General features: G+C 47.8%; 21 protein-coding genes and 1 tRNA gene. 12 read left to right on the forward strand and 10 right to left on the reverse strand.

What is annotated here, in order from left to right:
- Positions 1-188: 188 nt before the first annotated feature.
- The 3 genes from ACHZA1_RS15770 to ACHZA1_RS15780 form a co-directional block, all read right to left on the reverse strand.
- Positions 189-917: a tetratricopeptide repeat protein gene (locus ACHZA1_RS15770; protein WP_320052823.1), complete on the reverse strand. Its 729-nt coding sequence runs from the start codon at positions 915-917 to the stop codon at positions 189-191.
- Positions 918-1119: 202 nt separating this feature from the next.
- A complete protein-coding gene (recR, locus tag ACHZA1_RS15775; RefSeq protein ID WP_320052824.1) occupies positions 1120-1752 on the reverse strand; it encodes a recombination mediator RecR in 633 nt (210 codons plus the stop codon).
- An 87-nt stretch (positions 1753-1839) separates the two neighbouring features.
- On the reverse strand, positions 1840-2910 hold the full coding sequence (locus ACHZA1_RS15780) for an SEL1-like repeat protein (RefSeq protein ID WP_320052825.1): 1071 nt from the start codon (positions 2908-2910) through the stop codon (positions 1840-1842).
- 353 nt (positions 2911-3263) lie between these two features.
- Between ACHZA1_RS15780 and ACHZA1_RS15785 the strand changes: the two genes are divergently transcribed.
- The 4 genes from ACHZA1_RS15785 to ACHZA1_RS15800 all read left to right on the forward strand — a co-directional run bounded on the left by ACHZA1_RS15785 (position 3264) and on the right by ACHZA1_RS15800 (position 6642).
- Entirely contained in the window at positions 3264-4733 is a 1470-nt protein-coding gene (locus ACHZA1_RS15785; protein WP_320052826.1) for a sodium:solute symporter, read from the forward strand.
- 472 nt (positions 4734-5205) lie between these two features.
- Positions 5206-5970 carry a DUF6261 family protein gene (locus tag ACHZA1_RS15790; RefSeq protein WP_320052827.1) on the forward strand — a complete coding sequence of 255 codons (765 nt, stop codon included), beginning with the start codon at positions 5206-5208 and terminating at the stop codon, positions 5968-5970.
- Between the two features lie 24 nt (positions 5971-5994).
- Positions 5995-6285, forward strand: coding sequence for a DUF2752 domain-containing protein (locus ACHZA1_RS15795; protein ID WP_320052828.1), 291 nt, complete (start codon positions 5995-5997; stop codon positions 6283-6285).
- 15 nt (positions 6286-6300) lie between these two features.
- Complete coding sequence (locus ACHZA1_RS15800) at positions 6301-6642, forward strand: CCC motif membrane protein (protein WP_320052829.1); 342 nt, start codon at positions 6301-6303, stop codon at positions 6640-6642.
- A 47-nt stretch (positions 6643-6689) separates the two neighbouring features.
- Here the strand turns inward: ACHZA1_RS15800 and cdd are convergent, their stop codons facing one another.
- Positions 6690-7163: a cytidine deaminase gene (gene cdd, locus ACHZA1_RS15805; protein ID WP_320052830.1), complete on the reverse strand. Its 474-nt coding sequence runs from the start codon at positions 7161-7163 to the stop codon at positions 6690-6692.
- Positions 7164-7330: 167 nt separating this feature from the next.
- On the opposite strand from cdd, the gene ACHZA1_RS15810 reads away from it, so the two are divergent.
- Both ACHZA1_RS15810 and ACHZA1_RS15815 read left to right on the forward strand, forming a co-directional pair.
- Positions 7331-8263 (forward strand): glucosaminidase domain-containing protein, encoded by a 933-nt coding sequence (locus tag ACHZA1_RS15810; RefSeq protein ID WP_320052831.1) that lies wholly within the window; start codon positions 7331-7333, stop codon positions 8261-8263.
- Between the two features lie 134 nt (positions 8264-8397).
- Complete coding sequence (locus tag ACHZA1_RS15815) at positions 8398-8712, forward strand: DUF202 domain-containing protein (protein ID WP_320052832.1); 315 nt, start codon at positions 8398-8400, stop codon at positions 8710-8712.
- Positions 8713-8781: 69 nt separating this feature from the next.
- On the opposite strand, the gene ACHZA1_RS15820 is transcribed toward ACHZA1_RS15815, so the two are convergent.
- Together ACHZA1_RS15820 and ACHZA1_RS15825 are read right to left on the reverse strand one after the other, a co-directional pair.
- On the reverse strand, positions 8782-9873 hold the full coding sequence (locus ACHZA1_RS15820) for a DUF4831 family protein (protein WP_320052833.1): 1092 nt from the start codon (positions 9871-9873) through the stop codon (positions 8782-8784).
- A gap of 73 nt (positions 9874-9946) precedes the next feature.
- Positions 9947-11476: an NAD(P)H-hydrate dehydratase gene (locus ACHZA1_RS15825; protein WP_320052834.1), complete on the reverse strand. Its 1530-nt coding sequence runs from the start codon at positions 11474-11476 to the stop codon at positions 9947-9949.
- A 343-nt stretch (positions 11477-11819) separates the two neighbouring features.
- Between ACHZA1_RS15825 and ACHZA1_RS15830 the strand changes: the two genes are divergently transcribed.
- From ACHZA1_RS15830 to ACHZA1_RS15840, 3 genes are all read left to right on the forward strand, one after another.
- Positions 11820-13394: a peptide MFS transporter gene (locus ACHZA1_RS15830; protein WP_320052835.1), complete on the forward strand. Its 1575-nt coding sequence runs from the start codon at positions 11820-11822 to the stop codon at positions 13392-13394.
- A 69-nt stretch (positions 13395-13463) separates the two neighbouring features.
- On the forward strand, positions 13464-13679 hold the full coding sequence (locus ACHZA1_RS15835; RefSeq protein ID WP_320052836.1) for an RNA-binding S4 domain-containing protein: 216 nt from the start codon (positions 13464-13466) through the stop codon (positions 13677-13679).
- A 137-nt stretch (positions 13680-13816) separates the two neighbouring features.
- On the forward strand, positions 13817-15550 hold the full coding sequence (locus ACHZA1_RS15840; RefSeq protein WP_320052837.1) for a VTT domain-containing protein: 1734 nt from the start codon (positions 13817-13819) through the stop codon (positions 15548-15550).
- 1001 nt (positions 15551-16551) lie between these two features.
- On the opposite strand, the gene ACHZA1_RS15845 is transcribed toward ACHZA1_RS15840, so the two are convergent.
- Positions 16552-17853: a nucleoside permease gene (locus ACHZA1_RS15845; RefSeq protein ID WP_320052838.1), complete on the reverse strand. Its 1302-nt coding sequence runs from the start codon at positions 17851-17853 to the stop codon at positions 16552-16554.
- A gap of 722 nt (positions 17854-18575) precedes the next feature.
- Positions 18576-18649: transfer RNA gene (locus tag ACHZA1_RS15850), tRNA-Met, on the reverse strand.
- A gap of 338 nt (positions 18650-18987) precedes the next feature.
- On the opposite strand from ACHZA1_RS15850, the gene ACHZA1_RS15855 reads away from it, so the two are divergent.
- The 3 genes from ACHZA1_RS15855 (at position 18988) to fmt (ending at position 22791) form a co-directional block, all read left to right on the forward strand.
- Positions 18988-20433, forward strand: a complete 1446-nt coding sequence (locus tag ACHZA1_RS15855; RefSeq protein ID WP_320052839.1) for an LptF/LptG family permease — start codon at positions 18988-18990, stop codon at positions 20431-20433.
- Positions 20434-20563: 130 nt separating this feature from the next.
- Entirely contained in the window at positions 20564-21823 is a 1260-nt protein-coding gene (locus ACHZA1_RS15860) for a bifunctional 3,4-dihydroxy-2-butanone-4-phosphate synthase/GTP cyclohydrolase II (protein ID WP_320052840.1), read from the forward strand.
- A 5-nt stretch (positions 21824-21828) separates the two neighbouring features.
- Positions 21829-22791: a methionyl-tRNA formyltransferase gene (fmt, locus tag ACHZA1_RS15865; RefSeq protein ID WP_320052841.1), complete on the forward strand. Its 963-nt coding sequence runs from the start codon at positions 21829-21831 to the stop codon at positions 22789-22791.
- A gap of 14 nt (positions 22792-22805) precedes the next feature.
- On the opposite strand, the gene ACHZA1_RS15870 is transcribed toward fmt, so the two are convergent.
- Positions 22806-23546, reverse strand: coding sequence for a tRNA threonylcarbamoyladenosine dehydratase (locus tag ACHZA1_RS15870; RefSeq protein WP_320052842.1), 741 nt, complete (start codon positions 23544-23546; stop codon positions 22806-22808).
- Positions 23543-24181, reverse strand: coding sequence for a TatD family hydrolase (locus tag ACHZA1_RS15875; RefSeq protein ID WP_320052843.1), 639 nt, complete (start codon positions 24179-24181; stop codon positions 23543-23545). Before ACHZA1_RS15875 ends, ACHZA1_RS15870 begins: the two co-directional genes overlap by 4 nt.
- Positions 24182-24183 lie beyond the last annotated feature (2 nt).

Here is a 24183-nt window from a genome sequence, read left to right on the forward strand (position 1 = left end):
CTAAATATCAATATATGTTTATGAATTTTTTTTAAACATATTTATTTATGACAAAATTATCATCTTGGTGTTTGGAGGATGCATTGGGATTGTATTCAATCGACAGTTGGGAGAATGCGTTGAAAACAAAGAAGGTGTGGCAACTACTGCCACACCTTCTTTATTTTCAAAAAGGAAAGTATCTTGATCTACTTTGCGCACTCTGCACCATACTGAATGCAGCCGTTCTTGTTGCCTAACTTACAGGCTCGTTGGAAATCGGCGCAGCCGTTTCGTTTGTCGTTGGCTTTAAGGTATGCCATTCCGCGACTAAAGTATGCTTCGGGGTTACTAGGATTAATGTTGATTGCCATTGAGTAGCTGTCGAGCGCATCGCTGTACTCTTTAAGCTGGTATTGGGCGTAGCCAAGGTTTACATACGCGCTTTCGTTTTTATCGTTTAGCGCGATTGCCTTTCGCGCGTCTGCTTTTGCATTTTCTAAATCGTCCTGCTGATTCTTCATAGAGGAGATGTTGCTGTAAATCGAAGATTTTAGGGAATCGGAGGCGAGAGGAAGTGCCTTCTCGAACTCCTTTACAGCCATGTCGTATAGGTATCTTAAGCCGTATACTTTGCCGCTTATTATTAGGAGATTCGCATCGTTTGGCTTCGTTTTAATGGCGTTGTCTACAACTTCTTGAGCTTCTTTTAGCCGATCTAACTTAGAATAGGCTACAACTGCTCCCGAGAGGGCATCTTCGTTTGCTGGAGACGTTTTAAGTATTTCGGTAAAGGTATTTAAGGCATCAGCGTATTGTTTGTTGCTGAGCTGCTTGTTGCCACTTTCTAGCTTTGTTTTTATATCAGAAGGTTGCTGTGCAAATGCACCGATGCCTGCAAATATGCAAAACGAAATTATTGCTAGGAGTTGTTTCATATTCCCTTGTTTTAATGGAGTAACTGCTTTAATGGTTCTAATAATCAACTAGTGGAGGTTTGGTATGCGAATAAACCTTTGCCCATAAGTCTCGACTAATATAGCTAAAATAGCAAACGTACCCAGTTTTCTGCTGAAGATTATTTGCTTTTAGATGGAAGAAACTTGATTTTAAATGTCTTGAATGCGCTGATTTTGCTGGTTACTGATGATCGCCAAATGTCTTTTCGAAGGGCATCCTATTTTTTATGGAGCGACCAAGGGTTATCTCATCAGTGTACTCGAGCTCGTCGCCAAAGCCAACACCGCGCGCTATGGTGGATATGCTTATCGGGAAATCTTTAATTTTTCGGTAGATGTAAAAGTTGGTTGTCTCACCCTCCATGTTGGTGCTAAGGGCAAGGACCACCTCGCGGATGTCTTCGGTACCGATGCGTTCGATCAGGCTCGCGATGGTTAAATCGGCAGGACCAATGCCATCCATTGGCGAGATGAGCCCACCAAGTACGTGGTAGAGCCCGTTGAACTGATGCGTGTGCTCGATTGACATCACATCGCGGATGTTCTCTACCACGCAGATTATCCCACTATCCCGCGAGGTGTTCGAGCAGATGTCGCAGGTTTCGTTATCCGAAATGTTGTGGCATACCTTGCATCTCTTTACCTCGTTCTTTAGGGTGATAAAGGAGCTGCCAAATTGTTCGACCTCTTCGTTCGACCATTTAAGCATGTGGAGCACTAGGCGCAGGGCTGTTTTTTTGCCGACCCCGGGGAGCTTAGCTAGCTCGTTTATGGCGTTCTCTAGTAGCTTGGATGGGTATTCTTGGGTATTCATGCATTCATTTTATTGAGCAAATGTACATTTAATGCAACAACGATTGATGCGGCTGCTTGAATAAAATGAGCTGCTGGTAAGCTGGTGCTACTTTTTTTCGAACTCTTTTAGCATTTCTATGGCGGGTTGGTAGCCGTTGGCGGCTGCCTTTTCGAACCAACTTTTTGCTTTTGCCGTATTGGGCTCAATTCCTTTCCCGTTTAGGTAGAGCATGCCAAGGCTGTATTGCGCTTCTACATGGCCATGCTCGGCGGCTTTGCTGTACCAGACCTCGGCCTGGCGGATGTCTTTGGGGAGGATGGATCCTTTTTCGAGCAGCTGCCCGATGTAGAATTCGGCTGGGGGGTAGTCGTTGGCTCCGGCCTTTAGCAGCCAGGTTGATCCGGTGTGGTTGTCGTTTACCTCATTAATATACTGTAAGGCGAGCTCGAACTGCGCTTTGGGATAGTCGAGGTTGGCTGCCATGGTAAGGTAGTCGATCGACTTTTTCTTGTCCTTTGCTACGCCATCGCCTTTTTGGTACATCTGGCTTAGGCAAAGGTATGCTTCGGGATTCTTGCTGTTGGCGGCGTTGGTAAACAGTTCCAACGCCTTAAGGTTATCCTGCGTAACGCCTGATCCTTTAAGGTAAAGTTCGCCGAGGGCAACCTGCGCATCGGTGTTGCCGCTGCCCACCGACAGCTGCAGGTACTCGGCTGCCTTGGCGTAATCTTTTGCCACGCCATCGCCATTCTTTAGCATGCAGCCGTAGAAGTACTGCGCATCGGAGTTGCCCTGTTGGGCGGAGCGCGCTATCCATTCTGCCGCCTTCTCGGCGCTCTTCTTCACCACAATTCCTTCGTAGTACATGAGCCCGACCTGAAACTGCCCCTGGCTGTTGAAGCGGCTTGCCGCCTGCATGTACCACTCGAACGCCTTGTTGTAGTCCTTTGCTACGCCGTAGCCGTTAAAGTACATGGTTCCTATATATAGGTCGCCATTCGATTCGCCATCGTTTGATGCCCTTTTAAAGTATTCGAAGGCGGTGGTGTAGTCCTTCTTCATGTACATTCGAAGCCCTTCGCGAAAGTCTCGCGTGGCGTTGCTTGGCTTTTGGGCGAAAAGGGATAGCGAGGAGATGGCAAGTGCCAGCAGTATGATAGTTCGTTTGCTACTCATTCTAACTTTTGTTATCGATTTAGGATATAACGCCAAAAGTAGCAAAATGATTGTGGGCAATTTCTCGGGTTTTGGCATTTCGTACTCTTTATGGGAATCCTTAAGGCTTAGCTAATGCAGGGCTTAGACCTTCGCTTTGCTCTAGTTGAGTAGGGCGAGCGTGGCCTTTGTTGGAAAACATTCGGCTCCTGTGAAAGAAGTTGCAATCGAGCTATGCCGTTTGTACTCATGGGTATATCTAGCGGCGGTTGGGGTTCGCTTCCAGAAAAATGGCACCTGGTGGTTGCGAGAGGGGCTGCTAGCTTGACCGTTGCCTAATCTTTTGCTAAACTTGCTGCCCAAATTTAGGAAGAATGTCACCACTTGTTATTGCGCTAATTATTGTCATCTACTTTGCCGGATTGGTGCTGATCTCGTACCTGACTACCCGTAAGGTCGACAGCCAAAGCTTCTTTAACGGCAACCGCAAATCGCCCTGGTATATCATTGCCATTGGGATGATCGGAACGTCCATTTCGGGGGTAACGTTTATTTCGGTGCCCGGTTACGTAATGACCAGCCAGTTCTCGTACCTGCAGATGGTGCTGGGGTTTCTGTGCGGCTACTTCTTTATTGCCAACGTGCTGCTGCCGCTCTACTACCGGCTTAACCTCACCTCGATTTACACCTACCTCGAGGGGCGATTCGGCTTCTGGTCGTACAAGACGGGGGCTTCGTTCTTTCTGATAAGCCGCCTGCTGGGCTCTTCGGTTCGCCTTTTCCTGGTTTCGATGGTGCTTCAGACGCTGGTGTTTAATGCGCTGGGGGTTCCGTTTTGGGTTACCGTTATCGGCACCATTGGGCTGATCTGGCTCTACACGTTTAAGGGCGGGATCAAGACCATCATCTGGACCGACCTGATCCAAACCATTGCCATGCTGTCGGCGCTGGTGCTGTCGCTTTTCCTTATCAAGGATTCGTTCAACTACTCATTCCACGATTTGGTGTCTACGGTGGCAAACAGCAAGTATGCGCGCATCTGGTTCTTCGACGATCCGTACGCCAAGACCTACTTCTGGAAGCAGTTCCTGGGCGGCTTCTTCACCACCATCGTGATGACGGGGCTCGACCAGGATATGATGCAGAAGAACCTCGCGTGCAAGAATATTAAGGATGCGCAGAAGAATATGTACTCGTACGGCTTCCTGTTCCTGCCCATCAACCTGCTCTTCCTTGCCTTGGGGGCTCTGTTGGGGATTTACGCGGTAAAGAACGGCATCGCCATTCCGGGTAACACCGATAAGCTGTTCCCCATGCTGGCAACGGGCGGATACTTCAACGCGTCGCTGGGGGTTATCTTCATCATTGGCATCATTGCCGCTGCCTACGCCAGCGCCGACTCGGCGCTAGCGGCGCTCACCACCTCGTTTACCATCGACATCATGGGGGCCAACCGCTTCGAGGCCTCCCGGATGAAGCGCATCCGTACCATCACGCACATAGGCATGTCGGTGGCCACCATCATCGTAATCCTCGCCTTTAAGAGCATCAATAGCGAGGCGGTGATTACCGCCATATACACCATTGCGGGCTACACCTACGGGCCGCTGCTGGGGCTGTACGCCTTTGGGCTCTTCACCAAGCGCTGCGTTCGCGACCGTTGGGTGCCCTATATTGCCGTTGCTTCGCCCATAATCTGCTACATCCTAAGCGTAAATTCGGCGCGCTGGTTTAACGGCTACGAGTTCGGCTTCGAGCTACTCATCCTTAACGGAGCCGTTGTTTTTGTTGGGCTGCTGGCCGCTAGCATCGGGATGGGAAGCCTTAAGCGAGCCAAGGCTTAGCCCTTTCGGCGGAGGCGGCCTTCGTTGGCTGCCCCCAAGGGCATATACGGACTGTGTATTGCTGTTTTTTATAATGGATTATCCATCCTCAAGCTGAGTTTTTGCGGTTTCCTCCAGAGGCCTCAATCCTCAGCTTGAGTTTTTATGTGCCCATCCGTAGGCCTCGATCCTCAGGCTGAGTTTTGGTGGTTTTTGCCCAAAGCCTCCATCCTCAGGTTGAGTTTCCCCGTTTTTCCAGCCATACCTCCATCCTCAGGCTGAGTTTCGATGCTTTGCTAGAGACCCCTCCATCCTCAAACTGAGTTTTTCCCTATCGACAAGGAGGTCTTCATCCTCAAGCTGAGTTTTGGTGCTTCTCTTGGGCAGCCATCATCCTCGGGCGGAGGTTGAACATCTATTTTAGCTTTTCCTTGTTTTTATTAGTGCTTTTGAGTTTATTTAACGATTAATTATTCGAGAACCCGATGTCAGCATGAAAACGAAATCCATCCATTTTGCTGCACTACAGATTGGCGAGGCGTTCAGTTTCTCCCGGCAGGTCGCTGCCCTCTTTCGGTCGAGCGCCAACCTTACCCCTAAGCTAGCGGAGCTGGTGGAGCGGCTCGAAGCAACCATCGCCGTGCTGGAGCGGGTGCTGGCGCGGGCTGCCTACATCGTCGAAATCAAGAATAAGAGGGCGATGGACTCCAAGCGCGATAGCGAGTACCTCTGCTTCAAGAGCCTTGCCGAGGCCTTTGTCCACAGCACCAACCCGGCCGTCAACGAGGCGGCCAACCTCGTTTACCGGGCGCTGAAGGATGCCGGAAGCGTGCAGCGCCTGAAGCTCGACAAGGAGAGCTCGGCGCTCTACGGGCTGAACAGCCTCTTCACCACCAACGAGCGGTACGTTGCCGCCCTGAAGGCGCTTAGCGCCACCGCGCAGTGGGAGGTGGTAATGGCGGCGCAGGCCGAGTACGAGGAGGACAGCCGGCTGCTCAGCGAGGTAAAGGTGAAGGAGGCCGAGCCGGTATCGGCCTACACGCTCGCAAAGGTGGCCTGCAGGCAGTGCGCCGCCCTCTTCGAGATGCTCAACGCGCTCAACCTAGTCGACCCTCGCCCCGAGTACGACGGGCTGGTGGCCCACCTCAACCGCGAGATAGACACGCTGAGGCAGCAGGTGCGCGCGCGCCAAACCCTTGCCGCGAAGGCCAAGAAGAAGCACGGCGAGGATGGTGCCGGTAAAAAGGACGTACTATAACCCAAAACGGAAAAACGCGGCGGTATGCTCGTAAACCTTGCCAGCTGGCTTCAGCAACATCTGCTCCCCTGCTTCTTTAAGCAGTGCTTCGGGGTCGACTGCCCCACCTGCGGCATGCAGCGGGCGTTCATCGAGCTGCTAAAGGGAAACCTATCGGCCAGCCTCGGCTACCACTGGGCATTAATCCCGATGCTGCTGCTCTTCGCCTTTCTGGTGCTGCACCTCATCTTTGGCTTTAAGCATGGAACGGTGGTCATCAAAATCCTCTTTGGGATCGATGTCGCCGCCATCATACTAAACTATATTTTCAACTAACGTAACGCTAAACCTATGGAAGAGATTCGCTTTCAGCAACCGCTCCCTAACGCCAACCTGGTGTTAACGCTCTCAATTATTTCGCTGGCAACCTGCTGCTGCTTCGGCCTCACGGGCTTCATCCTTGCCGCCATTGCCCTTGTGCTGGCCAATAAGGACCTCCGGCTCTACATGAATCACCCCGATCAGTTCCTGCCCAGCTCCTACAGCAACCTCTCCACGGGGCGCATTCTGGCAATCATCTCCCTGGTGCTAAACTCTGGAATGATGATTTTGATGATGCTGAAGATATTCTTTGCCATTCTGCTGCCCTTCGCGTTTATGAACAGCTGGCTCGATCAGGTCGACCTCTGGTAGGGCAGCCCGCAAAAAAAAGAGCCTAACGTTTCGGTTAGGCTCTTTTTTTATTTCTCGAAGATGAAGTGGAGCGGAAGCAGGCTTGCCGCCGAACCAACCTCAATGATGTCGTCGGCTCCGTAGCAGATCACCCGGATGGGCTTGCCGTTGCGCTGCTCGCTCTCGAGCAGCACCTGGCGGCACGAGCCGCAGGGGAACACCGGCTTGCGGTTGGCCACGTGCGCGGTAGCCGAGGTAATGGCAATGGCCGCGATCGTCTTTTCGGGGTAGGTGGCCTGCGCGTAGAACATGGCCGTACGCTCGGCGCATAGCCCCGATGGGTATGCCGCATTTTCCTGGTTGCTGCCGGTAACAATTGTACCATCTTCAAAAAGAATTGCCGCTCCCACCTGAAAGTTGGAGTAGGGTGCGTACGCCTTTTTTTGGGCGTCGAGCGCACGTGCAATTAGCTCCTTATCGATGCTGGCCAGCTCATCCTGCGATGCATACTCTTTATAGTTAAAGATGAAGGTTTTTTCCATTTGGACGGATTATAGTTGATTTTATTTTGTATTCCGATTTGTAAAAGTAACCCTTTGAAATTACTTTAGCACCTGCAAACCCCGTTTTTTTTATGTTGAAAAGTATGCGACCATTAGTGTTAGGGCTTGTGCTGTGCCTGTTATCCTCTCTGGCTTTCGCCGATCGAATGACCAAAGAGCAGTACATCGAGAAGTATAAGGACATTGCCATCGAGCAGATGAAGAAGAATGGCGTTCCCGCCTCCATCATCATGGCTCAGGCGCTTATCGAATCGGCCAACGGCAATGGCCGCCTTGCCACCGAGGCCAACAACCACTTTGGCATCAAGTGCCATAAGGACTGGGCCGGTGCCACCATCCACCACGACGACGATGCCCCACAGGAGTGCTTCCGCAAGTACGATGACGTGCGCCAGTCGTTCGAGGACCACTCGAAGTACCTGCTCTCGAACAGGCGGTACGCATTCCTTTTCGAGCTGCCCACCACCGATTACAGGTCGTGGGCGTATGGCCTAAAAAAGGCGGGCTACGCCACCAATCCACGCTACGCCGAAATCCTGATAAAGGAGATCGAGGACGACCAGCTCTTCCTGCTCGATAAGGGGGTAGATATCACCTTTGCCAATAAGCCTGCTGCAACAACAGGTAATAAAAAGAAGCGCAACGGCTCTAAGGTATCGAGCGACGACAACTTTGTGGTCGACATCTACAACAGGCGCAACGCCTCGGAGTGCAATGGCGTTAAGTTTGTTGTTGCCAAGGATGGCGATTCGGTTGATAAGCTAGCCGACCAGTATGGGCTGATGCGCTGGCAGCTGAACAAGTATAACGACCTAACGGCTGATTCTGTGATCAGATCAGGGCAGCGAATCTACATCCAGCCCAAGCGCAATAAGGCATCAAAGGGCAACGAGTTCTACACCGTAAAAGATGGCGACACCATGTACCAAATAGCCCAAAGCTACGGTATGAAGCTAAAGGCTCTCTACAAGAAGAACGAGATGAAGCCAGGTGATACGCTTGCTGTAGGGCAAAAGATCTACCTGCGCAGCTTCAAGTCTGGGAAAAACTGGCTCGAACGACTATTTAGCGGAAGCTAGCAGTCGTAGGTTGTCAAGATAAACTTCAAAATCCTTGTAGCGCATTCTGTGGTTGCAAGGATTTTGTTTTCTGATTCAGCAGAAACAATTGATGTGGCCTGACGTTTTTATAGTACCATGTTATTAGCGCATTTATGAGACTAAAAGTCGAAGAAGAGATACTGGAGGAGCTAAACCTTAACGATGCATTGGCGGTTGAGCGTACCAACTTAGCGGTCGAGCGAACCTTTTTAGCCTACTTCCGAACCTCGGTAGTTTTTGCCAGTGCCGGATTTACCATTGTTAGGTTGGCTGCTCTTGGACAGATCGAAGAACTTGGCTATTTTCTTCTTTGGGGAGCTCCCGTAATTCTTGCAGTAGGAATCTGGCGCTATATTGCTGTTTACCGAAAGGTGAAAAAGCAGTACTACCGCCTAGTAGAGCGAATAAGGAAGTCAAAACATAAATGAGCAAATCATTGATTCATAAAAAAAGCCTGACAGCTACCTGTCAGGCTTTTTTGGTGCTTTTATATTTGATTACCTCTTAGAAGAAGGGAACGAAATGGGCATGCGAACAACTTTCCCGGCTTGCGATATGGCTGCCTTCGATGAGAATAGGAGCTCTTTACCATCAATAACTTTCACGGTGCAAACCTCGGGGTAGCGAGCCATTATAACGGCATCTTTGCCCTTGTCGCTGATGTTGCTAGGCACCTGTTGTGTGGCGTTGGTAGGGGTAACTTCTACCATTACAGGCTTACCAGACAGGTCGTTTTCGGCAACAACCCCCTTATTCTCCGAGAAACGGAATAGGATAGCCGACGATTTACCGCTTCCATTCTTGGGCGTATAGTCGAAGCTGTAGGTTAATGAATCTACGTACGTTTTCCCGATGAAGAGCGATAGGTATTCTTGCTCAAGGCGGTTTATCTCTTTAAGGGCAACCTTAAGCGCTTCGCCATTGTTGAACACGTTTTCGATGTCTCCCGAAACGAGGTCTACTCTGCGCTTGCGAAGGTTAAAGATGAAGTTTGCAGCGTCGGATGCTCTGGATTCTGGGCTCTTCTCTACCAGCATGCTTTTCTGAACGGGAACCTTTACGAATGCGGTGTCCATTTTCACATCAGAGAAGAAGGTGGCTTTCTCTTTGTAGATTGAGGGATCGGCTCCAAGATCGGTAAATGGAGGCGCTATCTTAAGCCCCTTGGCCGGAATTGGCTGTGCAGGAATTTGGGTGACAAACGCAGTAGGCACAATCAATCCCTGATTGGTGAGCTCAAGAAACGTCATGTCGGTGCCAGATGCCGCTTCAGCAACGTAGGTGTTTTGGGAATCAGCCTCTTCGCTGGTTCCGCTACCAATGCTCAACAAGCGGTGGTACTCCTTATCCGATTGTTCAGCATCGGTTATACCTAAGTACTTCTGGGCAAATTGGGCGTATGGTCCGCTCTTAAACGACAGATGCGCTACCTTAACTTTAAAGTTGATTGTAGTAAGTGGTAGCGAGTAAATGTAGCCACCAGGCTTAATGCCGTCTGATACAGGATATGAATTCACTGTCTTTTGAGCCATTCCAGCTGCTGCTCCTAAAAGTAAAGCAGCAGTTAAGCAGTATCTTTTTGTCATCATACTTTAGTTTTAAATGATAGATGAACCCTATTGCAAGCAAGTGAGGGATCTCGTTGAGTTTGGCATTACAAACTTACAAATTTCTGATTTCCCAAAGGAATTTAAATGCTTTACCAATGCAGTCGACAATGCTAGATGCGATAAGCGCTTCCTGACTCTCTTCCTTTGCAGCAATATCTCCTGCCAATCCGTGCAGATGAACTCCTAGAATTGAAGCCTCTTCGGGAGAGTATCCTTGTCCAAGTAAACTTAAAATGATACCGGTAAGCACATCGCCGCTGCCTGCTGTTGCCATTCCTGGGTTACCCACCGAAGCAAACCAAAGTCGCCCATCGGGTGAGGCTACAATGGTATGTGCTCCTTTTAGCACGATGTAGGCGCTATGCTCTTTGGCAAATTGATTAAGCAGCTGCAGCTTCTCTATATCGTTGTTCCAGCTTCCGGCAAGGCGCTCGAACTCCTTGGGGTGAGGGGTTAGTATGGCAAATTTAGGAAGTACTTTAAGTAGATCCTTATTATAGGCGATGTTGTTAAGTCCATCGGCATCAATCACCATGGGCATCCTGCGGGCATCGGCAAGCAGCTGCGCTAGCGTAGCCACCGTTGCTGCATTAGTTCCTAATCCCGGACCAATACCAATAGCATCGAAGCTGGTGATGCTCGAATACTGGGTGAAATATGCCGAATTGCTATCCTGGTCGATAATGACTTCGGGAACGGCAATGTTTAAAGCGGTTTGCAATCCGGCAGGAATATGCGTAGTAAGCAGCCCTGTTCCCGTTTTCATACAGGCTTTAGACGATAGAATGGATGCTCCGAGCATTTTTTGCGACCCTGCAATAAGGTAGCAGTGCCCAAACGTTCCTTTATGTGCAAACTTACGTCTTTTGTAGAGCATCTTCGATGCCATTTCGTTGGTAACAAAATGCATGCTGCTAGGAAATCCATCAAGAGCCTTTGGGTGTAGGCCAATTGGTACAATGCTTAGCTCCCCAACGTACTGGTCGTTTTCGGGCAGCAGCAGTGCAAGCTTAGGAAGTTCTAAAGTTATCGTATAGTCAGCCCTGATGATGGCATTTGTATCATTTGTCGAGTTATCTTCTGCCATAAGACCGGAAGGCAGATCAACAGAGACTATCGTGCAGCCGCTGTCGTTTATAAACTCCACCATATGCCGGTTAAACCCATCAAGAGGACGATTGATTCCAGAACCAAAGAGGGCATCAATGATTACCGTTTCTGGGGTGATGAACGGAATAACCGCTTCTGGCTTCAACGTCTCGAGGGTAAGACTTTCTGATGGCTCAATACGGGCGAAGTTGATGGTTGTGTCAGAAGTTGTGTTTGGCGTGGTTTGAATGAAATAGATTTGTATACGATATCCTTGATGCGAAAGGATTCGGGCAACAGCCAACCCGTCGCCACCATTATTCCCCGAGCCTGCGAAAATGGCAAACTCTTGGTTGGTATCGGGGTATAGCTCCATAATCCTTGCTACAATGGCTATCGATGCTCGCTCCATTAAATCTGTGGATGCTATTGGCTCATTGGCAATCGTATACTGGTCTATAGCCTTAACTAGTTCGGCCGGAAATATCTTCATGATGATGTTTTTTCAGCATTATTATCTAGCGAAACAAATATAGACAACAGAAAGTAGTCTTGTTAGAGTTTGTTGATGATTTCCTGCTATTCTACAATCATGTAATGGAAGGTTTATCTGCCAAGTTCGTCGCTAGATGATTGTTGTCAGCTTCGATTTGTAGGTGTTGTAGTGATAAAAAAGCCGACAGCATTGCTGTTTGTTCTGTTTTGGTTAAAATATGTAAGCATTGTAAATAATTATTCGTTATAAATGAAAGCAGCGCTCTTGTACGAACGAGGTTTATTGATATCTTTGCCTGCACGCTTACAGACGTTAACACTAATTAAAAACAACAATCGATATGTTTAAACAACATCCCAAAGGACTCTTAGCCGCTGCCATGGCCAACATGGGGGAGCGCTTCGGGTTCTACATCATGATGGCGATATTAACGCTGTTTATATCTGCTAAGTTTGGCCTATCCGAAACTACAACTGGATATATTTATTCAGCATTTTACGCTTCAATCTATTTGTTAGCATTGGTTGGAGGGGTTATTGCAGACAGAACTAAGAATTACAAGGGGACAATCCTATTTGGGTTGATATTGATGGCTGTTGGATATCTTTTGATCTCAATTCCAACGCCTACTCCTGTTCCAAATTTTGGGTTATACTTAACGCTAACCTGCTTAGGGCTTCTTGTCATTGCTTTTGGTAATGGTCTTTTCAAGGGGAATCTTCAAGCGCTTGTTGGTCAGATGTACGACAACAACGAGTTTAGCGATAGGAGAGATTTCGGATTTCAGATATTCTACATGTTCATTAATATAGGTGGCTTCTTTGCTCCATTTATTGCAATTGGTGTAAGAAACTGGTGGTTGAAGGTTAATAACTTTGACTACAATGCTAGTCTTCCTGAACTTTGCCATAAGTACCTTGCTGAGGGGGCTAATATGAACTCGGAATCGCTTGCTCGCCTTCAAGATTATGCCAATGCTGCAGTGCTAAATAAAGTGCCTGTAACCGATCTTTCTGCTTTTGTTAACAACTATCTTGATGTCTTCAATCGTGGATTCCAATACGCTTTCATGGCTGCTATTGTAGCAATGGTTATTTCGTTGGTTATTTTCTTGGTTAATAAGAATAAGTTCCCAGATCCTTCAAAGAAGGCTGTAGCGAAAGGTGAGGAGCATAAGATTACCAGAGAAGAGGTTCAAATGAGCGCAAATGAGATCAAACAGCGCATTTATGCTCTATTTGCAGTTTTCGGTGTGGTTATTTTCTTCTGGCTTTCGTTCCACCAAAATGGTTACTCGCTAACCTTATTTGCCCGTGATTATGTGGATTTGAGCGTAATCAACATTGACCTAGGGTTTACAAGCATAAAGGGTGCGGAGATTTTCCAAAGCGTTAACCCATTCTTTGTGGTAACCCTAACTCCATTTATCATGTGGTTCTTTGGCACATTGAAGCGTAAGCGTATCGAGCCATCAACTCCAATGAAGATTGCTATTGGTATGGGGATTGCTGCTTTAGCATACATTTTCCTAATGATTTTCTCTTTTGTACTACCTTCAAAGGAGGTTCTTAATACCATGTCTGAGACTCAGATTAGTGCAATACGCGTTACTCCTTGGATTATGGTTATCCTTTACTTTATCCTAACGGTAGCCGAACTGTTTATTTCTCCGCTTGGGCTTTCCTTTGTTTCGAAGGTTGCTCCTCCTCATCTGCAGGGCTTAATGCAAGGTGCTTGGTTGGCTGCTACTGCTGTAGGAAACTCTCTCCTATTTATAGGAGGTATTCTTTACACAACAGTGCCAATCTGGGCTTGTTGGTTGGTGTTTGTGGGTGCTACTGCGGCTTCAATGATCGTAATGCTTTCAATGGTAAGGTGGCTTGAGCGGGTTACGCTAAGTGCATCAAAAGCATAAACCATTAATTACAATACTTAGAAAAGGCTACCTTTGGGTGGCCTTTTCTTTTTACATCAAGTTAAACAAATGAAGACAGTAGAATTTGCCCTGACCAAAGGAGATTTCATACAGCTAAGCCAACTCTTAAAAGTTGTAAATGTTGCCGCTAATGGGGCTGAAGCAGGAATTATGGTAGACGATGGTGTTGTAAGGCTGAATGGTGCACTAGAAAGCCGTAAGCGCGCAAAGATTCGTGTTGGAGACGTGGTAGAGGTGCTCGATTATAGGATTTATGTGAAGTAGACCAAGCCGAAAGCGTATTGGACAATGCGATTTTGGCTTCTCTTTTTTTTTAATGGCGATTTGTTAGGTTAAATAAATGTTAAGTAAATAAAATTTTGTAGATTCAGGGCGTTTAGATTACTGTAAAGCATACATACATGAATTCCTTTACTTTAGTTTGGTTCAAGCACTGCATCGCCATTTTTTTCTTGACATTTATTCATGAGGATGCGGCAATTCTAGCAGCTGCGTTTTCTCGAGTTGAGCATCAGCTACCCCTTCTAATGGCCTACTTAAGCGTTTACTTGGGCATTGTGGTAGGAGACTTGCTTATCTATGGACTCGGACATGTTGCACAGCGGAATGCTTGGCTGAAATCGAAAATAATTGGACCAAAGGTTGAGAAGTTGAGGATGTGGCTTGAATCGAATATGGTTCATGTGCTTGTTATTTGTCGAATTACGCCAGGTTTATTATTCCCTACTTTTGTTGCATGTGGATGGTTTAAGCTTTCGTTCAAGCGTTTTGCAGTAGTTTCAATACTATCTGGTGCCATATACTCCTCCATCGTACTAACTATTGTTATCTTTTTTGGGAAGCTCGTGTTGGAGCACTTGGGCGTATGGTCTTGGGGTGTTGTGCTGGCAGTCGTGGTGCTGTTGGCCATGCGAAATACCCTAAAACCAAAATGGAGCAAAACGTCGAAGCAGGTGTTGGGCGATGTGCCACCTTCGTTGCTTGCTGCGTTAAGCCGAGGTAAATTTATTCCGATGCTAATAAGCAAGCATATGGGAATGCCTTCGCTCGAAGGGATTAAGCGCGTGGTTTCATTTGCCGAGCAGCTCCCCAATGGGCTATTCTATATTCCTATAGGTTTACGATGGATGCTTCTTTCGATTCGCTATCGTAGCCTTACGCTTCCTACTATTTCTAATCCCCTGATCGAAACAGGGGGGTATTGGGGCGAGTCGAAGAGCGATACCATGCAGCAGGTTGGTGCCGAACAGCAACTATGGCTAGCCGAATTCGTGACTATCGAGCGCACTTGTGAATCCCCAGAAAATGATGTCAAGAAAGCCCTCCTGCTTATGGAGGAGAATGACATCAAATTCCCTGTAGTGGTTAAGCCTGATGTTGGATGGCAGGGGTATGGAGTGCGGTTGGTTGCTGATTACGATCACCTTTTCGACTATGTTTCTGCCTATCCTGCTGGCGAAAGGATGCTGATCCAACGGCTTGTTGCTTTCGACGGGGAAGCTGGCGTTTTCTACGTTCGGGAGCCAGGGAAGGAAAAGGGACGCATTACTGCAGTTGCTTTACGTTACTTTCCCTACGTTGTTGGTGATGGAGAATCGACCATTCGGGAGCTAATCAAGAGTAATCCTCGCTCGAAGCTTCGGTCTAAGTACTATATGGGGCAATGCTCAGAGCATTTAGGCTTCGATGATAGGCACCTCAACCAAGTTCCTGATGCAGGCGAGTTGGTAAGGCTTTCTTTTATAGGGAGCATTCGTGTTGGTGGACTATACAGGGATGCGAGCCACTTGATTACAGACGAGTTAAACTCTCGTTTTGATGAAATTGCACGCAGCATGCCCGAATTCTACTTCGGACGATTTGACATTCGATTTGAGTCTACCGAGCAGCTTAAAGCCGGCAGCGGATTTTCTATAATAGAGATTAATGGGGCAGGGGCAGAGGCAATTCATGCGTGGGATCCTGAGGTTTCTTTGATTGGATTATACCGCGAGTTATTTCGAACGCAAAGCCTGCTGTTCAAAGTTGGTGCGCTTAACCGATCGCGCGGATATAAGCCAATTGGGGTAAAACGTTTCCTAAAGGCAGCGATGCGTCAGAATAAGCTAATCAAGCGTTACCCTGCAGCCTGCTAAATATTGCTTTTTCGGCAGTACGGGGAAATAAACCGGGATGTCCATCAAAGGCCTTCCGGTTTTTTATTGTCGTTGAATTGCCGCGAAATTCCTAGTCTCTCACCCTTCTTTCGGAGCAATTTCAGTTGAAGTTCTTGTCGAGTTTTTCCGTAATAGAGGCAACTTGTTCTGTGCTCGTCCCTGACAGGTGTCGAATGCTGGTCGCTGAGCCGTAGTCCGAAAGGATTGAATACAATTTACCCCGCATACAATGCAGGTGAACGGAGTTCCGTAAGAATTCAACTCCAAAACTGTTGAATGGAGAGTCGAAAGAAGGGATTTATCCCCAGAATTTGGTAGAGCCATATCCTTGTCTACCCAAGCACCTGCTTCTTTTCTCCGATAGCTGCACATTTCCGAGCTCTGAAAGCTGTTGCTGATGCAGCGGGAAGAGTTTCTCGTGCCGTCGAAGGAACTTTCGGTGCCAAGGGAGGATCTTTTCGTGCCATAAGAGGAGTTATCTGTGCCATTGGAGGAGTCATTCGTGCCATCGGAGGAGCCTTCCGTGCCGTCGGAGGAGTTTTTTCGTGCCAAGAAAAGAGTTTCCTGTGCCATAGAAAGAGTTTGCCGTGCCATCGGAGGAGTTATCTGTGCCAAGGGAGGAGCCTTCTGTGCCAAGGGAGGAACTTTCTATGCCATGTAAAGAGTTTCCTATGCAGGGAAAGGAGTTATCCGTGCTCTGGTAAGAGTTTTCTGTGCTGTTGGAGATGCTATCCCTGGTATGGAAGGAGTTGCCTGGGGGGAGGAAAAGGCTATTCTTTCATATGAAATCGAGGTTCCTTACCGCAAGAGTAGGGCGGGATAGGAAGAGTGGGGAAGGGGGCTGTTTCTCGTCGGAAAAGAGGAACGGCACATCGCATATGCAGGAATGGACTAAGGCTAGGAATCGCACGTGTGGTGGTATGGGAGGGACATGAGGGAATTAAAACTTCATGTCCCTCCCGTTTATTTGGTGTACGTCGTTAAATCTCGGACGTGGATGGTTTCAAGTCTTTTTCTGATCTTTTGGAAACTTCTACATCTTGATTTGCAGCTTCTGGCTTGTGCTTATGCTTAAAGAAGATGGAGAATAAAATGGCTACCACAAGCGCATAGATGGCAAATGTAAGCCAGATCCCGTGCCAATCCTTATGCCCATTGCTGGTAAAGAACCTGTCGATGATAAATCCACTCGACAAGCTGCCCATTACAGCACCAAAGCCGTTGGTCATCATCATAAACAGGCCTTGTGCGCTGGAGCGAATCTTAGAGTCGGTGGTGGTTTCAACAAAAAGAGAACCCGAAATATTAAAGAAGTCGAACGCCATTCCGTAAACGATGCACGAGAGGATGATCATCCAAAGGCCGCCTTGTGGGTCGCCAAAGGCGAATAGCCCGAAGCGGAGCACCCATGCCAGCATGCTGATGAGCATTACGTTTTTAATCCCAAATCGCTTTAGGAAGAATGGAATGGCTAGGATAAACAGCGTTTCCGACATCTGCGAGATGGACATGATGATGGTGGAGTACTTCACTACGAACGAGTTCGCGTATGCCGGAATCTCCTTAAAGTCGTTGAGGAAGGTGTCTCCGTAGGCGTTGGTCAGCTGCAAGGCGGCTCCCAGAAACATCGAAAAAATAAAGAACAGCGCCATCTTGTAGTTGGCAAATAGCTTAAAGGCGTTGAGCCCAAAGGTCTCTACCCACGTCTTGCTTGCTGATGCATCCTTTTGTGGAGGGCACTTGGGCAATGTGAATGAGTAAAGGAAGAGGACAAGTGACGCGGTCGACGAGATGTAGAACTGGAATTCTGTGGCCTTGTTGCCGGTAAGGTTGGTTACCCACATGGCCACAATAAAGCCCACAGTTCCCCAAACGCGGATGGGCGGAAAGTCCTTAACAACATCGTAGCCGTTGCTCTTGAGCGCGTTGTAGGCAATGGAGTTGGATAGGGCAATGGTGGGCATGTAGAAGAGCATGGCGCCAAGCATTACCCAAAACAAGTCATTGGGGTTGCCAACAAGCGAGAGGCTAAAGATAAATGCACCACTTAGCAGGTGGATGATGCCGTATAGTTTCTCTGCATTTACCCAGCGGTCGGCAATAATTCCTATCAGAGCAGGCATGAATAGAGAGGCGATTCCCATAGTGGAAAATATCGCACCAAATTCGGCTCCGCTCCAGTGCTTTGTGGCAAAGCAGTACGTGCCGATGGTTATAAGCCACGCACCCCAAACGAAGAATTGGAGGAAGCTCATTAACGTAAGACGACTTTTTATTCCCATATTCGTATTGTTCGTTAACATTTGATTTGTAATTGAGGTAAAAATGGCGCTGAATTTAGCAAGAAAAAAAGATACGCAAAGCATTTTCCTCATATTTTTGTTGATATTACGCTAAATGCGTAGTTGTTCTTTGATATTTACAGAGTTAGTTCTTTGGAAGAGAAAAGGAATTTTTTTGACTTATAGGAATGATATGTTGCTGATCAGCTCCAATTTTCCAAGGGATGGAGCTAATAAGCGTAAAGATTGAGGAGGTTGCCTGTAGTGTGTAAGGTTCTCCAACTTTTTTCTGCTTTCGTGGGCTTAATTATAGAATTGCAGGGCTGAGAAGTGCAAAATGCTGTTAGTCTGGAATTGGAATCTTTTTGCAGAAGATCTAAAATAGAGGGAATAAAAAAGCACTTCATAAAGAAGTACCCTTTATTGTACAGTTCTTAAGATTAAGTATTAATTAGTCGAATCAAGTATTGATTTGTAAAGAACTTAACTTTTGCTAGGTGTTTGAATGTGACTAGGTGAGGTTGATTTAAGCAAGGTGATTGTAATCTATAGCAGATAAAACTGCCACTAAGAAGGATTATCCCGAACTTGTTTGCAAATTGTTTGCACATCGATCTTACAAGTAGGAACAATAAAAAAAGGCACTTCGTAAAGAAGTACCTTTTTCCCCAAAACTAACTATTAACTAATAACTAAAAGAAACCCTGCCGTGACAGGAGTCGTAGCGAGAGCCGGGGATGATCCGGCGACCTCATGATTATGAATCATGCGCTCTAACCAGCTGAGCTACCTCGCCATCTTTTGTTGAGGTGTTACCCTCTCGATTGCGGATGCAAATGTAGGCATATTTTCTATTCCTGCAAGAGGTGCTGCGAAAAAAAGTTGGTAAAGAAAACTTCAATAGGCTAGGTTTGGCGGTGCATTTTAAAGGTTTTGAGGAGTTTAGTTGGGGTGAAAAAATATCGAAAAATGAAACTGAATTATCGGCCATCCTCATTGTATGGTTGGGGATATCCCACAGGTCTTCCCGTAATCATTAAATAGAATTAAAGGCAGCAGCGCTTTGAAAAATCGTTTAACTTTGCGCATCAATCCATTTTTGGTAAAAATTACGACATAACATACTATTCGTCGATGAAGGCATTAGATAGGTTCGTCCTAAAACACTTTTTGGGTCCATTTACGCTTAGCTTCGTGCTGGTGATGTTTGTATTGCTGATGCAGTTCTTGTGGAAGTGGGTAGATGTTCTGGTAGGTAAGGGTCTGGACTGGACCGTTATTGCGGAGCTGATGACCTATATTGGTATTAGCCTAATGCCGCTTGCGCTACCGCTAGCAATGTTACTTTCCACCCTTATGGCAATGGGTAACATGGGCGAAAATAACGAAACGCTCGCCCTTAAGGCTGCCGGTGTTTCGCTGGTTCGTATTATGACTCCGCTCTTCTTTGCGGTGGTTCTCCTTACCGTTGGGGCATTCTTCCTTTCCAATAATGTAGTTCCCTATGTAAATCTAAAGGCATACTCGCTGCTCTACGACGTGCAGCAGAAGCGCCCTGAACTGCAAATCCGCGAGGGAGTCTTCTATAATGGCATCCCCAATATCAGCCTTAAAATTGGCTCTAAGGACGAGAAAACTAATCTGCTAAAGCGAATTCTTATATATAACCATAAGCAGGCAAGTGGAAACACTGATGTAACCTATGCAGACTCTGGCTACATGAAGATTACCGATGACCAGCGCTACCTTGTAGTAACCCTTTATAATGGGAATACCTACCAGGATGATAAGGGCTCCAGTAATCCTCAGGCTTATGAACTAAAACCATTTAGACATACTTATTTTGCTAAGAATCAAATTGTTGTTGAAATAAACAACTACAAGTTCGATAGAACCAACGAGAGCTTGTTTAAGGATAGCGAGAGGATGCAAAACATTAATCAGCTTGTTAAAAGTCGCGATTCGCTCGACAAGCAGCGCCAGTATAAGGTGAATATGTACCTAAGTGGATTCCTTCATACCGGGTACTTTAGAAAGGCAAACGAGATTGACACCACCTTTACAACAAAGAAGTTGGAGAAGTTGGCTGTGTTTGAGTCTGACTCGATATACCATGCATTCGATAATCAAAAGAAAATGCAAACTATCGATAATGCGCTTTCGAGTGCCCAATCGGCACAGCAGTACATTACAGCCAATAGTTGGGACTTGCAGACAAACACCGAGCAGATAAACCGAATGGGAGTAGAAATGAACAAGAAGTTCACTCTTTCGCTTGCTGCGCTTCTATTCTTCTTTATTGGTGCACCACTTGGCGCGATCATTCGTAAGGGAGGCTTCGGAATGCCAATTGTAGTTTCGGTGCTGTTCTTTATTGCCTACTATATTCTCTCAATAACAGGAGAAAAGTTTGCTCGAGAAGGGGTGTGGTCGATATTTGCAGGGACTTGGTTCTCTTCTATTATCTTGTTAGTTATTGGGATATTCCTATCATATAAGTCGATGAACGAATCGCAGATGTTGAGCCTCGATGCGTACGTTCAGTTCTTTAAGCGCATCACTAAGTTTAAACGAGGATAATAAAAGCAAAAGCTGTCTGAAAAGGCAGCTTTTGAAGTTTTTTTAATGGTTCTACGGCTTTATTAGATGCAAGAAAAAGAGCTACTTTTGCCTTGGAAATCATTTAATCAGCAAGTAAAAGTCGGAGAGAATGTCTGAAATTCAAGATAACCCCAATCGTTTTAAATTGAACACCATTGCTGAGGCTTTGGTAGAGTTAAGAGGTGGACGACCAATTATTGTGGTCGATAACGAGGATCGAGAGAATGAAGGCGATTTTGTGGTAGCCGCCGAAACGATCACTCCTGAGTTGGTTAATTTTATGGCAACTCACGGTCGTGGTCTAATCTGCGTGGCGCTTACCGAGCAGCGTTGCGATGAGCTCGATCTCGAAATGATGGTTGGGCGCAACTCGTCACTCCACGAAACTGCATTTACCGTTTCTGTCGATCTACTTGGCGACGGTTGTACAACTGGTATATCTGCAAGTGATAGGGCTAAGACCATTAAGGCATTAGTTGATCAGAATACAAAGCCCGAAGATTTAGGTCGACCAGGGCATATCTTCCCTCTAAAGGCAAAGGAGAAGGGCGTTCTTCGTCGTCCGGGGCATACCGAGGCGGTTGTCGATCTCACCCGAATGGCAGGATTATGCCCCGGAGGTGCACTTGTCGAGATCATGAACGAGGATGGAACAATGGCTCGTCTACCTCAGCTGGTTGAAATAGCCAAGAAGTTCGACCTTAAAATTGTTTCCATTGCCGACCTTATAAAGCTTCGCCTTGAGCAGGAGAGCCTCATCGAAAAGGGTGAAAAGGTGATGATGCCAACCGAGTTTGGTACCTTTTCGCTTATCCCATTCCGCCAAAAAAGTAACGGACTCGAACACGTAGCCCTTATCAAAGGCGAGTGGACCGAGGATGAGGATGTGCTGGTGCGCGTTCACTCGTCGTGCGTAACGGGCGATATCTTTGGCTCGTACCGTTGCGATTGTGGACCTCAGCTACACGAGGCGCTTCGCATGGTTGACAAGGAGGGCAAAGGTGCCGTTGTTTACATGAACCAAGAGGGACGCGGAATCGGTCTTTTCAATAAGATACATGCCTATAAACTTCAAGAAGAGGGGTACGATACCGTAGAGGCAAACCTTATGCTAGGCTTTGCTTCCGACGAGCGCGACTACGGGGTAGGTGCTGCAATTCTTCGCGAGTTAGGCATTAAAAAGATGCGCCTTATGACCAACAACCCTACAAAGAGGATTGGCCTAGAGGGATACGGATTGGAAATTATTGAGAATGTACCTATAGTTATTGAGCCTAACGAGCATAACGAATTCTACCTTAAAACTAAGGAGGAAAAGATGGGACACTGGTTGGGGCTTTTTAAAACAAAGACAGAGCATAATAAGTAGAGCTGATGAAGAGGCTACGCATTATATTTATGGGGACTCCCGAGTTTGCTGTGGCATCGCTTGATGCGCTGCTCCATAGCGAACACGAGGTGGTTGCCGTTGTTACCGTTCCCGATAAGCCTGCGGGTCGTGGGCAAAAGCTACAGCAGTCGGCGGTAAAGCAGTTTGCGGTGGGCAAGGGGCTTCCTGTACTTCAACCCGAGAAACTGCGCAACGAAGACTTTTTGAAGGAACTAGAGGGGTATGCTGCCGATTTATTCGTGGTGGTTGCCTTCCGAATGCTTCCCGAGGTGGTTTGGCAGATGCCTTCAATGGGGACGTTTAACCTGCATGGCTCTTTGCTGCCACGCTACCGTGGTGCTGCTCCCATAAACTGGGCAATCATTAACGGCGATAGTAAATCGGGCGTTACTACATTCTTTTTAAAGCACGAGATCGATACCGGTAACATCATCTTTCAGGAAGAGGTTGTGATTGCACCCGACGATAACGCGGGTATCCTTCACGATAACCTGATGGAGGTGGGCGCTCGCCTTGTGGTAAAAACGGCCAATACCATTGCAGATGGCAACGTAACGTTTATGAGCCAGGATGAGCTCATCCAGCGCGGATACGAACCCATTCATGCCCCAAAGATATTTAAGGATGATTGCTGCATTGATTGGTCGAAGGGCATTGATGCCATTCACAACCACATTCGGGGATTATCGCCATACCCTGCCGCTTGGTTCGAGATGGTAAAGGATGGACAGGCGGTGAGTATGAAGGTGTACCGATCGCAGAAGGAGGAGGCATCGCACGCTGATCCTGTAGGAACGATGGTGTCCGATGGTAAAACCTTCGTGAAGGTTGCCTGCGCCAATGGCTATATTTCCATTCTGGAACTGCAGCTGGCAGGCAAAAAGCGAATGGCGGTAAAGGATTTCCTATTAGGCTTTAAAGATATTAGCAGCTACGCTGCACGGTAAGAAAAAGGAGGACGTTAGTCCTCCTTTTTTATTTCTAGTTCGCCAAGCAGGCCTCGTATGGCTACCGAGGCGCAGTGGCACCCGAATAGCGGCGGCATGTACGAGATGGTGCCTACTGTCGATTTCTTATTCTGCTCGTTTTCCACCAGAACAACGGCTTCCGGACGCGTCAATTCCGAGGAGAATACCACCTGAAACCCCTTCTTTATCCCCAGCTTGCCTAACCGCTTGCGGAGCATATGGGCAAGTGGGCAGTGGTGCGATTTCGAAATATCATTTATCTCAATCTTCGTAGGGTCGGTTTTTGCGCCGGCGCCCATGCTGCTTACGAGCGGTATCTTGCGCTCTAGAGTTTTCTGAATGAGGTTAACCTTGGGGGCAAGCGTGTCGATGCAGTCGACCACAAAGTCGAACGTTGCGGTGTCGAGTAGGAGGTCGGTTTCGTCGCCCTTGATGTACTTGGAGATGACGTTTAGCTTAACCTTGGGGTTGATGTCCTGCAGGCGATCGCGCATCACCTCCGACTTTAGCCGCCCGTGGGTGGACTCCAGTGCGGGCAGCTGGCGGTTGCGGTTGGATGGCGACACCGTATCGGCATCAACAATGGTCATCGTGCCAACGCCTGCGCGGCAAATCATTTCGGCGGCATAGGCGCCAACGCCGCCAAGGCCTACCACCAGTACGTGGGCTTGCTCCAGCTTCTTGTAGCGTTCTTCGCCAACTAGGAGAAGGGTGCGTTCGTTCCAGTTGCTCATTTAAATAGGTTTGTGTAGCTGCGGTAGAGCAGCTCTCGAAGTTTTGTAATATCAGTTCCGATGGCCTTAGCGGCGGCATCGTACACCTCTGCAATGCTGGCGGGGCCATCGTCGGTCTCCAAAAACAGCCGGTGGGCTGGAATGCTCCTCACGATGGCGGTGCCGTTGGGGCGTTGCAGCTCGCGTATCCCCATCGAAAAGTAGGTGCGGTACGGCAGCAGGTCGGCCAGCTGCTTGGGGTTGGCGTAGAAGCCGTGGAGGATGTACGCTACCTCTTTGTATCGTTTGATGATGGGCAGCAGGTCGGAGTAGGCCCTTACGCAGTGGACCACCACGGGCAGCTGGTGCTTCTGGGCGATGTCGAGCTGCGCGGCCAGGAGCGCTGCCTGCTGCTCTATGGGAATGCTGATGGCCCTATCGAGCCCAACTTCGCCGATGGCTACGGCTCTGTCGAGGTACGGGGCAAATCGGCGCTCCAGTTCGGCTATCGGGGTGTCGGAATGCCACGGATGCACCCCAACGCTGAAGGGGCCTTCTGCATCTGCAACATCATCACCTAAAAAGGCCGAAACAACGCTGATGTGGCTGCTCCGGCTTGGGTTGTGCGTGTGGATGTCGACGAATGGGGCCTTCATCG

The sequence above is a fragment of the uncultured Acetobacteroides sp. genome (assembly GCF_963667355.2).
Taxonomy (GTDB): Bacteria; Bacteroidota; Bacteroidia; order Bacteroidales; family ZOR0009; genus Acetobacteroides.